The sequence below is a fragment of the Halanaerobium sp. genome (assembly GCF_003070835.1).
The window spans coordinates 1-13,173 of the sequence record NZ_QBLR01000089.1 but is presented as its reverse complement, the minus strand read 5'-3'; the positions used below and the strand labels follow the sequence as shown (position 1 = coordinate 13,173).

9 protein-coding genes and 1 riboswitch are annotated in these 13,173 nt (G+C 35.4%); of the genes, 7 read left to right on the top strand and 2 right to left on the bottom strand.

The features are described 5' to 3' along the window. Positions 1 to 92: 92 nt before the first annotated feature. Positions 93 to 227 carry a response regulator gene (locus CI949_RS10345; protein ID WP_133531257.1) on the bottom strand — a complete coding sequence of 45 codons (135 nt, stop codon included), beginning with the start codon at positions 225 to 227 and terminating at the stop codon, positions 93 to 95. Continuing rightward, the gene (locus CI949_RS10340; RefSeq protein ID WP_108139927.1) at positions 227 to 1,933 is read right to left on the bottom strand and encodes a LytS/YhcK type 5TM receptor domain-containing protein; all 1,707 of its coding nucleotides are present in this window, start codon (positions 1,931 to 1,933) and stop codon (positions 227 to 229) included. The genes CI949_RS10345 and CI949_RS10340 overlap by 1 nt, the downstream gene beginning before the upstream one ends. A gap of 506 nt (positions 1,934 to 2,439) precedes the next feature. On the opposite strand from CI949_RS10340, the gene CI949_RS10335 reads away from it, so the two are divergent. From CI949_RS10335 to CI949_RS10305, 7 genes are all read left to right on the top strand, one after another. Continuing rightward, complete coding sequence (locus CI949_RS10335) at positions 2,440 to 3,327, top strand: cation diffusion facilitator family transporter (RefSeq protein ID WP_290766048.1); 888 nt, start codon at positions 2,440 to 2,442, stop codon at positions 3,325 to 3,327. Positions 3,328 to 3,369: 42 nt separating this feature from the next. Next, complete coding sequence (locus CI949_RS10330; RefSeq protein WP_290766046.1) at positions 3,370 to 5,211, top strand: HD domain-containing phosphohydrolase; 1,842 nt, start codon at positions 3,370 to 3,372, stop codon at positions 5,209 to 5,211. Between the two features lie 227 nt (positions 5,212 to 5,438). Then, positions 5,439 to 6,488 carry a magnesium/cobalt transporter CorA gene (corA, locus tag CI949_RS10325; protein ID WP_290766043.1) on the top strand — a complete coding sequence of 350 codons (1,050 nt, stop codon included), beginning with the start codon at positions 5,439 to 5,441 and terminating at the stop codon, positions 6,486 to 6,488. Then, positions 6,479 to 10,225: a DUF445 family protein gene (locus tag CI949_RS10320; RefSeq protein WP_290766041.1), complete on the top strand. Its 3,747-nt coding sequence runs from the start codon at positions 6,479 to 6,481 to the stop codon at positions 10,223 to 10,225. Before corA ends, CI949_RS10320 begins: the two co-directional genes overlap by 10 nt. A 22-nt stretch (positions 10,226 to 10,247) precedes the next feature. Then, complete coding sequence (locus CI949_RS10315; protein WP_290766039.1) at positions 10,248 to 11,189, top strand: metal ABC transporter solute-binding protein, Zn/Mn family; 942 nt, start codon at positions 10,248 to 10,250, stop codon at positions 11,187 to 11,189. Next, positions 11,189 to 11,962 (top strand): metal ABC transporter ATP-binding protein, encoded by a 774-nt coding sequence (locus tag CI949_RS10310; protein WP_290766036.1) that lies wholly within the window; start codon positions 11,189 to 11,191, stop codon positions 11,960 to 11,962. The genes CI949_RS10315 and CI949_RS10310 overlap by 1 nt, the downstream gene beginning before the upstream one ends. Beyond that, a complete protein-coding gene (locus CI949_RS10305) occupies positions 11,955 to 12,761 on the top strand; it encodes a metal ABC transporter permease (RefSeq protein WP_108139915.1) in 807 nt (268 codons plus the stop codon). The genes CI949_RS10310 and CI949_RS10305 overlap by 8 nt, the downstream gene beginning before the upstream one ends. Positions 12,762 to 12,931: 170 nt before the next feature. Next, positions 12,932 to 13,139: riboswitch (cobalamin riboswitch) on the top strand. Positions 13,140 to 13,173: the final 34 nt, after the last annotated feature.

Genomic DNA, 13,173 nt, shown 5'->3' with positions numbered 1-13,173 from the left:
ATTAAGACTAAATATTTAATTTTAATAGATTGAAATGATTTTTTAACGGCAAAAATCTAAAAAGAACTACTTTAACTTTTTACTTGCCGAATTCAAGTTAAAATATCAAGCGCTTTTTGACCGTCACCAGCTTCAAAAACCACCTTAAAATCATCTTCTTTATTAATCAAATATTTTAATTCTTCCCTGGCCAGTTTCTCATCTTCTACAATCATTGTTTTGATCATTAGTTAGCTTTTCTCCTCTCGAAAAGGAATTCTTTTGGGATTTTTATAATATTTTTTGTTCCTGCTTCAGAGTTTGCCTGGATTTTAAAATTGGCACTGCTGCCGTAGATGGAATTGAGCCTTTCTATGACATTATTAAGCCCGATTCGATCATTTTTACCGGCAAAGATAGCCGCTATTTTTTCTTCTTTGATTCCACAGCCATTGTCAGCTACAGTAATAATTAAATTATCATCAGTTTCTTCGGCAGAAATGGTGATCCTGCCGCCTTTTTCCTGAGGATGGATTCCGTGTTTAATAGAGTTTTCAATTAAAGGCTGGATTATAAAGGGTGGAATAATCGTATTCATTAATTCCTCTTCGATATCCCATTCAACCTCAAGCCGTTTGTCGAGTCGGGCTTTTTCTATACTTAAATAATCACGGCAGAATTCAATTTCTTCTGCCAGCGTTATCTGATTAACATCTCTTTTTAGAGTTCTTCTAAAAATTCCAGCCAGTTTGATTAAAAGCTCTCTGGCCTGTTCGGGTTTTGTCCTGCAGGAAGCAGCAATTGCATTTAAGGAATTAAAGAGAAAATGCGGATTGATCTGGGCCTGCAGAGCCTTTAATTCTGCCTCACTTTTTAATTCTGCCTGTTTTGACAGCTTGGCCAGTTTAATCTGGGTTGCCAGCAGATCAGCAATTCCTTCGGCCAGTTTGATATCTAAAACAGTAATTTTATCCCTGCTCCTGTATAATTTAAGCAGTCCATAGACACTATCTTCTATTTTGAGGGGAGTAATCACAGCATCAGTGAGCTTACAGTTTTGATTATTACAGTTAATATCTTTTTTCTGATCGACAATAATTGTTTTCTTTTCCTGCATTGCCCTACGGCTTGCTTCAGTTTTGAGCATTTCTCCCTGGCGGTGATGGTCTGAACCAAGGCCCGAAAAGGCAAGGATTTTTTCAGTATCTGTAATTGAAACTGCATCTACCTGACTCTCTTTTTTGATCATTTCAATAATTTTGGCAGCTGATTTAGAATCAAGCCCATTCTGCAGCAGCGGTAGTGAGCGGTCAGCTATAGAGAGAACTTTTTCTGCCTGCAGAGCTCTGATTTTTTGATTGTCTTCTTTAACTTTATTTAAAATGCTGATAAAAATAGAAATTCCCAGGCTGTTGCTTAAGATCATAGGAATAGCAATTATTCCGACCAGCTCCAGAGCCAGATCGAGGGGACGGCTGAAGATGATGACAATTGCCATTTCAATAGTTAAAGCAGCGGCACCAATTAAAAATCCATTTTTAAAATCAATTTCATTCTTTTTATATTTTTGATGGAAGAGACCACCGATTAAGCCAGTAGTTGTAGTTCCTACAGCACAGGCTAGAGCTGTAAAACCTCCCAGAGAAAAGCGGTGAAGTCCGGCAATCAAACCGGCACTCATCCCGACAACAGGGCCACCTAAAAGACCGGCCATTAAAGCACCAATGGCTCTAATATTTGCATAAGCATCCATAATAATAATTCCAAGAAAAGTGCCCAGAATCGAAAGCACAGCAAAAAAGACGGTTAAAAATATTTTTTCATAACGGCCAAAGCTTTCCGAAAAAATATGTTTAACACTGTTTAAGCGGCTTAAAATATAGGCAAAAGTTACTATCACACTCATGCTTTTAAATAAGGTGAATAATAATTCTACAATTCTACTGTTATACATGATCTACTCCTTTAAAAAGACTAAATAAGTCTAACTAAAAGTCATTACTCCAGAAAAAAACCTTAACAACTTCTTAAGTAAATAATACTACAATAAATTTACTTAATCAAATAGTGGAAAAGATTGTTAAGGCTTTTTTAAACTTCAATAAAGATACTTATACTGTTCAATTATTCTTTTTTCTTTTAACATCTGCTGACAGTGTCTGCGGCAGAAAAGGTCCTCAATTGCTAAAAACTTTTTGATTTTGTTAAACATTTTTATTTCCCCCTTTTGATTTTCTAATTAAAGTATAATTGCTTGAGGAGACTCAACTGCAAGGGCTAATATAAATTTTTTTGTAGTTAATTTACTGTTGAAATGGAGTTAGCTCCAGCATTGAATAGCTGAGATTTTAAGCAATTGCTATTAAGCAGTTGACTTGATATAATTAAAGTTAAAGTAAATAATTGATAATAAGTTATATAAGACTATAATAAATTTAATTTACTGGAGGATTAGATATAATGGAAAAAGAAAATATGCGCTATCAGGAAGGTAGAAGGATTTCAGTAATCAGTCTGGTCAGTAATACTCTGCTGGCTTTGTTGAAAATATTTATTGGCTTTTTCGGCAGCAGTAAAGCTTTAATTGCAGATGGTTTTCATTCTGTATCTGATATGGCATCGACAATTATTGTAATGATCAGCATCAAATTTTCAGAAACTCCGGCTGATAAGAATCATCCATATGGACATGAAAAAGCAGAGGCCCTAGGAACAAATATTCTATCAGTAATTTTAATTTTGACAGCGTTTTTTCTCGGTAGAGATGCAGTTTTAACAATATTTGAGGGAGATATTGCTGAACCCGGTAGTTGGGCTTTAGTTGCTGCTTTTATTTCAATTGTTGTAAAAGAACTTCTCTACCGCTACACAATCAAGATTGGGGAAAAAATAAACAGCCGTGGTTTGATTGCTGATGCTCACCACCACCGTTCAGATGCTTTTTCTTCGATAGCTGCTTTAATTGGTATCGGAGGTGCAAAACTGGGCTTTAGATTTTTGGACCCTCTGGCTGGCCTGGTAGTTGCCTTTTTAATTTTAAAGGTAGGTTACGAAATTATGCGGGATACATCTTATGAGCTGATGGACGGCAGACCTGCTAAAGAAAAGATAGAAGAAATTAGAGACTTCGCAGATTCTATTGATGGAGTAATTGATATTCATGATATTAAATTGAGGAGTTATGGCCCCAATTACATTGTAGATTTAAAAATTGTAGTTAGGGACCGGCTTTCCGTAGTTGAAGGCCATAATATAGCCTGTCAGGTAGAGAATATAATTATTGACAATAGTGATGATGTTAAAGATGTACTGGTCCATATTGACCCGGCTTCGATTCATAAATCATAAAAGTGTATATATATATAGAAACTAATACAGAGGAGAATATAATTGTTAAAAATAGTAATAGTCATCAATGATGTTATAGAAAAAAATAAGATTAAATCTTATCTTAATCGGGCCAAAAGAAAGATATCTGAACTGGAATTTGAACTGGTAAAGGAATTTGATGATAACCGAGAGGCTGTTAACTTTCTTTATCAAAATTCAGATATTGATCTTTTAATTGTTGAAAATTCAATTGGCGAGATTTTTTCTGGACTGGATTTAATTACTCTGGCGGAAAAAGAATTTTCTAATACGGGAGTAATTTTGCTAACTGCCCCCGGAGAAGAAATTGATCTCCAGCAGAGTAATGTTGATAATCTGCTTTCTATAATTAGAAAAAGAGAAGATTATAAGTTTTTTAAAGATAACTTTCTTTTAGCTCTTTTAAAACAGAAAATTAAAAATAAGGAACTGGGAAAAGAAAAGGAAAAATTAAATGATTACAGAACAATTATTGATCATACACATGATGCAATTTTTCTGATAGAAGTCGACTGTGATGAAAATTTTTATTATAAGAGGATTAATGGGACTCATCAGCGTTTAACAGCCCTAAGTAATGAAGAAATAAAAGGAAAGAAAACGGAAGAAATTTTTGAAGAGAGTGTTGCTCAGGAATTAGAGAAAAATTACCGCAGATGTCTGCGCAAAAAAAGGAGAATTAATTATACGGAAACAATTAAATTCCCAGCAGGTAAAAAGATATGGCAGACCACTTTATATCCGGTAGTCAGAAATGGACGAGTGGAAGAAATCGTGGGAGCTTCCTATGACATTACTGATATGGAAGCTAAACAGCAGCAACTGGATTATATTAAACGACATGATAGACTGACCGGGCTTTATAATAAGCAGTATTTCAACCAATTATTTACTGAGTTAAATAAAAATAAAAAAGATAATCTAGCCTTAATTCTGCTTAATGTTGAAAATTTTCATCTGTTAAATAAATTTTTTAGCTATCAGCAGGGAAATCAAATTTTAAAAGAAATTGCTGCTATTCTGGCTCAAATTTCAAATAATAATAATATTGCAGCCCACCTTTGTGCCGATCATTTTGCTGTAATTTTAAAAAACCAGAGCGGGAGAGAGATAGAGACAACCCTTAATCATATAAAAAAGAAAGTTGCTGAAATAAATATTAAAGGTATTTATATTGATGTTGCTGCAGTGTCACTGGTAAAAATTAATGATCAAATAAGTGCTCATGATTTTTTTAATGATGGAGTGACAAAAATAAATTTAAATAAATATAAACCAAGCAGCGAAAGCAATTTTTATTCCTCATTAATGGACTCTGTCAGGGAAAATAATTATCAAGGTTTGAGACAGAATGATAAACTCCTGGAGATAACCAAAAAAGCTGCAGATTATTTTAAATTAAATCAAAAAACAAAAGAAAAGCTTCTGCTTCTGGCCAGACATCATGATCTTGGAAAATTGGCCTTAGATAAAAATATTTTAAAAAAAGGAGAAAAATTGACCCCAGAAGAGTGGCATGAATATCAAAAACATGTGCTTATCTCTGCTAACTTTGTGAGTTATTATTATGATTTAGCAGAAATAACTGATTTAGTATTAGCCCATCATGAACATTTTGACGGCAGCGGCTGGCCAGAAGGTTTAAAAGGAGAAGAAATTCCTTTTTTAAGTCGGCTCTTTGCGGTGGTTAATTTTTACAGCAATCTGAGTTCAAACCTGTATTATCCTTTATTTAAAGACAAATACTATTTTGGAGCTTTAGAGGATAACGAAATAATTAGAGAATTGAGTTACTATCAGGGAAAAGTTTTTGATCCAGAGCTTGTGGATAAATTTATTAAATTTTTAGGAAGTGAAAACTAAGTGGATAACTAGGGTTAATTATCAAGTTATCCACAACTTACCCACAAAACAGGTGTTTTATCCACAGTTGTTAACAATTAATTAACAAAAGATGTGGATTAATGACCATAGTTACCAACAAGTTATCCACAAATTGTGGATATTAAAAATGATTATTATTAAATTTTAGCATAATAATTTACATAATTTAACTTTTTAAATCCCAAAAATAGAGTAGGAGGTTGAATATGAGAAGATTTTCGAGAATTAAATCCAGTGAAATTGGGCATACTCCTGGAACCTTACACGGCATAGAAAAAATGATTGATGCTGAAATTGAACTGATTCAGTTTAATGAAGCTGGTGTCGAGCGGCAGAGTGTGGAAGAATTTTCGCTGGATTTACTGACAGCTGACCAGGTTAACTGGATTAACATTACTGGAATTCATGATGTAGAGCTGGTTAAGGAAGTTGGTAAAGCAATTAAGCTGCATCCTTTAACTTTAGAAGATATTACAAATACCCGCCAGCGGCCTAAAAAAGAAGAATTTGATAATTATATTATTACAATTTTAGATATGCTTAGTTACCAGGGAGAATATATTCAGTCAGAACAGGTGAGTTTAATTCTGCTGGAGAACTCTGTGATTACTTTTCAGGAAGCTCATGGTGATGATTTTAATCCAGTTCGAGTTCGAATTGAAGAGAATAAAGGCCAGATAAGAAAAAAAGGAGCAGACTATTTATATTATTCTCTCTTAGATGCGATAGTGGATAATTATTTTCATATTTTAGAAAGAAATGAAGAGGTTTTAGAAGAGCTTGATGATCTTGTTGTAGCAGCCAAGACGGGTCCTGACACTCTGGAGATTATTCAGGATTTGAAACTGGAAATCATTTTTTTGCGGAAAACTATCTGGCCTCTTAATACGATTTTTGGCAATCTTTATCGGGTTGAGTCATCACTTTTATCTAAGGAAACTGACTATTATCTGCGTGATGTTTATGACCATATCGGTCAGTTAATGGATGAGATTGATGTCGGCCGTGATATGCTTTCCAACCTGCTGGATATCTATCTTTCAAATAAGAGCAACAAAATGAACGAAGTTATGCAGTTTTTAACTATTATCTCAACAATCTTTATCCCCCTAACTTTTATAGCTGGAGTTTATGGAATGAATTTTAAATATATGCCGGAGCTGGAACAAAAAATAGCCTATCCTGCTGTGATGCTTTTGATGCTGGTGATTGCAGTAATCCAACTTGTTTATTTTAAGAGGAAAAAATGGCTCTAGATTTATTAGCAATTATTTCAGCAGCAGGAACAGGAGCGGTAACCGGCTATTTAACTAACAACCTGGCATTAAAGATGATTTTCAAAGAGTACGGCCCACTTGGGGGAGTGGTAATTAAAACCAAAGATGAATTTATTGACAGTATCTCCGAGCTTGTAGAAAGAGATTTGATTAATCATCATACTCTGGAGGAGGAGTTTTCGCGGCCGGAATTTAAGCAAAACTTTTCTCAAAGTTTAAGTGATTTTCTAAATGTTTATCTGGACCGAAGAACTAAGAAAAATGTTTTAGGTGATATTCCAGCCTGGAAGGAAAACTATGGACTCCTTTCCTCACTGCTCGGTGGTAGTGCAGTCGATCTGCTTCAGAAAAGTACGGAAAATCTGGAGTCAGAAAAATTGGAAAAGATAATTTCTCAATCAGAGCTTGAAAAAATAATCCAGCAGCTTTATCTTAAAAGTATAGATGAGGCAGAAAATCAAAATAGTTTAGAAAAAATCACGGCTGGACTTTATCAGGAAATAAAAGCTAAAAGTCTGGACCAGCTTTTAAGCAGTGAAGTTAAGCTTGAGCTAAAAGATTTTATCAAAAAAGTGATCAGTTATTTTGATGAAAATTATCAGAATTTAGATCAGGCAGATAAATTAGAATTTAAAGAACAGCTCAAAGAACTTTTTAACCTTGATTCCCTGACCAGCGCTTTACTGAAGGAAATTAAAGAAGTCAAACTTAGTGATCTTTTTAAAAGTGAAGAGGAGCTTGAGGAGTTAAAACAGAATAAATTTCTGCAGCAGGCTCTGAGAGAGATTTTAATCAATTTTAAGATTGAAATTAATAACTCAAATTTAAAAATTGCAGATTTATTAAGCAAAGAGCTGGAAAAAAATATACTGCAAGATCTGGCTGCGTTATTCAGCAGTTCAGAATCTAAGATCATAGAGCTGCTTGAGGATGAATCAGAAGAATTAAACAGTCTAATTTTAGAGTCTGTAGAAGCAGAAATTGAGGCCAGCACAGGTTTTAAGGCCATGAGCAGGCAGGGGATTTACAGCAAATATAAAGAAAACATAGATGAATATGGACTGCCTGTAACTCATCTTAAAAACTCTCTTTCGGAAAAATTAAGTTCTGAGAGTTGGAAGCTGGCAGACTCTGCTTTAGCAGAAATTAAAGATTTCAAGTTAAAGCGGTTTATTGCCGGTATTGATTTTAAAGATCAGGCTTCTAATTTAGAAAATATTATCTGGGATTTCTATCAGGAAAATAAAAATAGGAAAGTGATTGAGTTATTTTCAGAAGATATTTTTCAGGAGCAGCTGGTTGAAGAAAAGATAATTGAGTTTATTTTTTCTTTAATCAAAAAACTAAGCAGTTCAGAAGAATCAGCAGGTGTAATTTTTGACTACCTGACAGGCTTTAAAGTAGAAGATCTGATTACTGAGGATATTGTAATTAAAAAAAGCAGAGAAAGTTCTAAAGAGCTTTATCAGCAGCTTAAGCAGAGCAATTTTATTACAGCTGAATTGAGTCAGCATCTAAATAATGAATTTTTTAGCCAGCTCAATTCTGAATTAACTGCCAATCAGGAAAGTTTTAAATATGAGGCTGAAGATTATTTTAAAGAACTAGAAAATAATTTTGCTGACAAAGAATTAAAGGAACTTTATCAATTACTAAAAGGCGAAGAAACTGTTATTAACTTAACTGATTCAATTACAGCTTTCTTTTATAATAATCTACCTGAGCTAATAGAAGGTCGGGTTGCCCAGGCTGCAGCAGCAAATTTACACCAGCTTTCTGACCAGGAAGTTCAGCAGGCAATTGAGGACTTTATGGGTAAGGAATTAAAGCCAATAACTTATTTAGGTGCAGTCTTAGGTGCAGCAGCGGGACTCATATTTTCTCTCAGTGGTGCGGAGGCGGCAGTTTTTAATTCTGCACCTCTCTGGCTTAATTATTTGAGTTCTGCCGTTTTATATGGTGGTGTTGGCTGGCTGACAAATGTGCTGGCCATCTGGATGATTTTTCATCCCTACCAGGAAAAGAAAATTGCAGGTGTTGGAATTCCATTTACCCCCGGAGTTGTAGCTAAAAATAGAGGTCGTTTTGCTGATTCGATGGGTAAATTTGTAGAAAAAGAGCTGCTTAAAGCAGATTCTGCGGCAGAAATTATCGAAAAAAACCGCAGCCAGATAAAAGAAACTATTCTGGAATATTTTGACCAGAATAATTATCAGCAGTTTTTTGAGCTGATCAAAGAGAACAATGAGCTGCTGGCTGCTGAGGCTCTGGCTAAAATAGATGAGCTAGTTTTAAAGCTTAAAGCTGATGATTTAGAAAAAGCAGCAGCCCCTTTCAATCAGAAGTTAAATAAGTATCTGGATAAAAAAATATCTGGGGTTAATTTTGCAGAAGTCATCAGAGACTATCTAAATCATAAATCAGACTTTTCTGGAATGCAGGAACAGTTAATTTCAAAACTTGATCTGACAAAATTAACTGCAGCTGCGGCCGGGAGATATAAATTTAATCTTAATTCAGCTCAGCTAAAGAATTTATTGAAGAATAAAGAGCTCTATCCATTTTTCGGCCTTATTGTGCCTGAACTTTTAAATACTAAAATTGATTATGATTTAAAAGCAAAAATAATAGAGGTTTTAAAAGCAGAATCCGATAACTATCTGGATCAGAGTTTAGAGTTTTTAATTCAAAAGGAAGAAAGAGCAGCTCAACTGATTAATTTCAAAAAAGATGCGATTATTGAGGCGGAAAAAGAGAAAAAGGGTGGGCTCTTAAAAAACACTCTAATTTCAGGAGCCATTTATATGGCTGATTTGGATGAATTTGTTGATTCTGTTACCAAAAGAGTCTTTAGGCGTTTAAAAGAAGAGTATTTTGTTGAAAAAAAATCCAAGCTGGAAAATCTTTATCTTGATCTGATAGAAAATGTTGGAAATAGCGAGCTTTTCAACAGGGAGAAGATTGATTTAGGTCAGCTTTTAAGAGGGTTTTTTGCTTCCAGTCAGGGATCAAATTTAATAACTGAAGTCCTTTATTTAAGTGAGAATGAGATAAATAAGCTGCTGGATCAGAGTTTGAAGTCAAAAAATGAAGATTTATTCTCCCTGGAACTGGAAATCAAAGCAGCTAATATTGAATATTTTATTAAAGAGCATTTAAATCTGGAACAAAAATTACAGCTGCTGCTGAAATTGAAAAATTTCCTGGCAGAAAATTTAATTAAAGCAGAGATGGAGCAGCTTTTAAGTCAAGTTGAACTTAAAGGGGTTAATCAGGAATTAAAGAGACTTTTTAAAGAGCTTGAATTAATTTCTTCCGATCTGCTGGATGAGCAGCAGTTTAAGAAAATATTAAATAATATCTCAGAATTAATTAAGGAACCTGAGTTAAATAAATTGATTTTAGATGAGGCAGCAGCAGATATCACAGCCGGGGCAGAGTTTTTAGAAGAGAATCTGGAAAGAGAAAGCTTAAAATATCTGCTGGAGTTGTTTATAGAAAGTGGAGTGGATAGTTTTAAGGCTAATTCGGAAGCTCTACTTAAAAGTTTAGAATTAAAGAAGCTGACAGCTGAAGAAGTTCGCAAAATGGATCCAGCAGAAATTGAAGAAGTTTTTGATAGTTTTGCCGGTCGCTATTTTGCCCACCTCAAACAGTACGGCTGGTTTGGAGGAATCTTTGGCCTGCTGCAGCTTTTAATTAGAACTATAGTTTAGAATCTAAAATGAGGTGATGAAAATGAATAAAAAAATAAAGATTCTCTCACTTTCACTATTTTTAATCATATTACTTGCAGCACCATTTTCAGCAGTAGCTGCAGAGACAACAGTGGCAGTGACAATAGTGCCGCAAATAGAAATGGTCGAGGCAATTGCTGATGAGAGAGTGGAAGTAGTAGCAATGATTCCGAAGGGCTTTAGTCCTTCGAATTATGCGCCATCTCCGGCAGAGATGAGGGCTTTTAATCAGGCCAGCCTTTATTTTTCGATGGGAGTACCTGCAGATATGCAGAATATTTTACCCAGGGCAGAGGAAATGACTGGGCTTAGAGTTGTAAAGTTATTTGAAGAAATAGAAGTTGAGCATCCTCACCGCTATTTTAGCGGAGAAGATGATCATCAAGTTGAAGAGGTAGAAGAAAATTCAACAGATGCTGACCACGGTCACAGCCATCAAGAAGGACGTGATCCGCATATCTGGCTTTCCCCTGCTCGAGTGGAATCTATGGTGGAGATTATGAGGGATCAGTTAATAGAATTATTACCTGAGTATAAAGAAGAATTTATGTCTAATACTGAAAGCTATCTGGGAAAATTGGCTGCAGCTGATCAGGAAAATGAAGAGTTACTAAGTCCACATCAGGGTGAGGTAATTTTAGTTTATCATCCTTCTTTTGGCTATTTTACTGAGCATTATGGTCTGGAAATGATGGCCATTGAGGAAGAAGGTAAGGAACCTGGTCCCCGGCATCTGCAGGAAGTTATAGAAGATGCTGCTCAAAAAGGAATAAAAAATGTTTTTTATCAGGCTGAAATTGACAGCAGAAAAACAAGAGCAGTTGCAGAAGAACTGGGTGGAGAAATTGTACAATTAAATCCGCTGTCTGAGAACTACATCCAAAATCTAAAAGAGATGGCCGAAAAGATGGCAGCAGAGCTTGCTCAGAGAGATGATCAGTAATGACTTATGCAGTAGAATTAGATGATGTTTCTGTAAATTACGGTAATGTAGAAGCTTTAAAAAATATTAATCTTGAGGTTGCTGAGGGAGCTTTTCTGGGAATTATCGGTCCAAATGGTGGTGGCAAAACCACTCTGCTTAAGGTTATCCTGGGTCTGATAGAACCACAAAAAGGAGAAGTTAAAGTTTTAGGACAGCCTCTAAATGAGGTTATTGATCAGATTGGCTATGTGCCTCAGATTTCTAATTTTGACCGCAGTTTTCCAATCAGTGTGCTGGATGTTGTTTTAATGGCCAGACTGGGAGGAAGAGTCAGATTTTTTCATCAGTATCAGAAAGAAGATATAGAGAAGGCTGAAGCTGTATTAGATCAGCTCAATTTGTTGAATTTAAAAGATAGGCAGATTGGCAAACTTTCAGGTGGCCAGCTGCAGCGGGTTTTGATTGCCAGGGGGCTGGCAGTAGAACCTGAAATACTGCTTTTAGATGAGCCTACCGCAAATGTTGATGCTAGCTCTACCTCGCAGATATATGAATTGTTAAAAGAACTAAATAAAGATAAGACTATTATTGTGGTTACTCATGATCTGGCAGCAGTTTCTTCTTATTTTGACAGTCTGGCCTGCCTGAATGAGAAATTATATCATCATGGAGATAAGCATCTGGATCAGGAAACAACAGAACAGGTCTTTGGCTGTCCGGTTGATCTGATTGCTCACGGTCATCCTCACCATGTATTTGCACCACACGGAGAGGAGGAGAATAATGATTGAAGCAGTCTTGAATTATAATTTTATGCAGAATGCCTTTGCGGCAGCGGTGCTGGCCAGTATTGCCTGTGGTTTGATTGGGACAATTATTGTCGAAAAGAAGCTGGTGATGTTGAGTGGAGGTATAGCTCATACATCATTTGGTGGAATTGGACTTGGCTATCTTTTAAATATTGAACCTATCTATGGAGCCTTTGCCTTTGCAGTGGGAGCTTCTCTGGCAATTGCCTCTATCCGTCGTAAAATTGGAACAGGCTCAGACACTTTAATTGGTATGTTCTGGTCCCTGGGAATGGCCCTTGGAGTTTTATTTATTGGTTTTACACCCGGTTATCCACCTGATATTTCTTCTTATTTATTTGGTGATATCCTGACAGTTAGAAGAATCGATGTCTGGCTGATGGGAGCCCTGACAGTTTTTATGCTGCTTGCTATAGTGAGTTTGTTTAATTACTGGAAAGCTTATTTATTTGATGAAGAGTTTTTAAGAGTTTTAGGTGTGAAATCAACTCTGCTGGAAAACTTTCTTTTTATTATGATTGCCCTGGCAATTGTAATTTTAATCAGAGTTGTAGGGATAGTGCTGGTAATTGCACTTTTAACTGCACCTCCGGCTGCAGCCAGATTATATACAGATGATTTGAAGAAGATTATGGGCCTTGCAGTTGCTTTTGGTCTAATTTTTTCCTTCAGCGGTCTGACTTTTTCTTATTATTATGACCTGCCCTCAGGAGCAGTGATTATTATTACAGCAGCTCTATTTTATTTTGGCTCGGTAGCGGTTAAAGGCCGTAATGAATAAAGTTAGCTTAAGCTTATTTATCGCAGAATCTTTTTCAAAACAAAAAGTGAGTATTTTAAAGAAAATTAAGCTTTAATTGAAGCTCAGCTTTAAATTTGTTTAGAGATTAAAAGTAAAATATTTGTGATTTGCTGACAGATGTATTAAGATAAAAATAGTTAATTAAAAATTGAATAGTTTTAAATAAGGGTTTCAGTCATTATTTTAGCGTTAACAGCAAAAATAACTGGCTGGATTAAAACGGGAAAGAGGTGAAAAACCTCTGCGGTCCCGCCGCCGTAAGGTTTAAAGATAATCAAAACTGCCACTGGGAAAACTGGGAAGGCTGATTATTAACTGAACCGAGCCGGAAGACCTGCCTTTATTTATAAACACCATAAACTCACGGGTCATGAGGGGGTGTTGAGCAGAT

Coding starts and splice junctions, on each gene's coding strand:
- corA (WP_290766043.1), top strand. CDS start 5,439: ATGAGAAGATTTTCGAGAATTAAATCCAGTGAAATTGGGCATACTCCT.
- CI949_RS10345 (WP_133531257.1), bottom strand. CDS start 227: ATGATCAAAACAATGATTGTAGAAGATGAGAAACTGGCCAGGGAAGAA.
- CI949_RS10320 (WP_290766041.1), top strand. CDS start 6,479: ATGGCTCTAGATTTATTAGCAATTATTTCAGCAGCAGGAACAGGAGCG.
- CI949_RS10335 (WP_290766048.1), top strand. CDS start 2,440: ATGGAAAAAGAAAATATGCGCTATCAGGAAGGTAGAAGGATTTCAGTA.
- CI949_RS10340 (WP_108139927.1), bottom strand. CDS start 1,933: ATGTATAACAGTAGAATTGTAGAATTATTATTCACCTTATTTAAAAGC.
- CI949_RS10315 (WP_290766039.1), top strand. CDS start 10,248: ATGAATAAAAAAATAAAGATTCTCTCACTTTCACTATTTTTAATCATA.
- CI949_RS10310 (WP_290766036.1), top strand. CDS start 11,189: ATGACTTATGCAGTAGAATTAGATGATGTTTCTGTAAATTACGGTAAT.
- CI949_RS10305 (WP_108139915.1), top strand. CDS start 11,955: ATGATTGAAGCAGTCTTGAATTATAATTTTATGCAGAATGCCTTTGCG.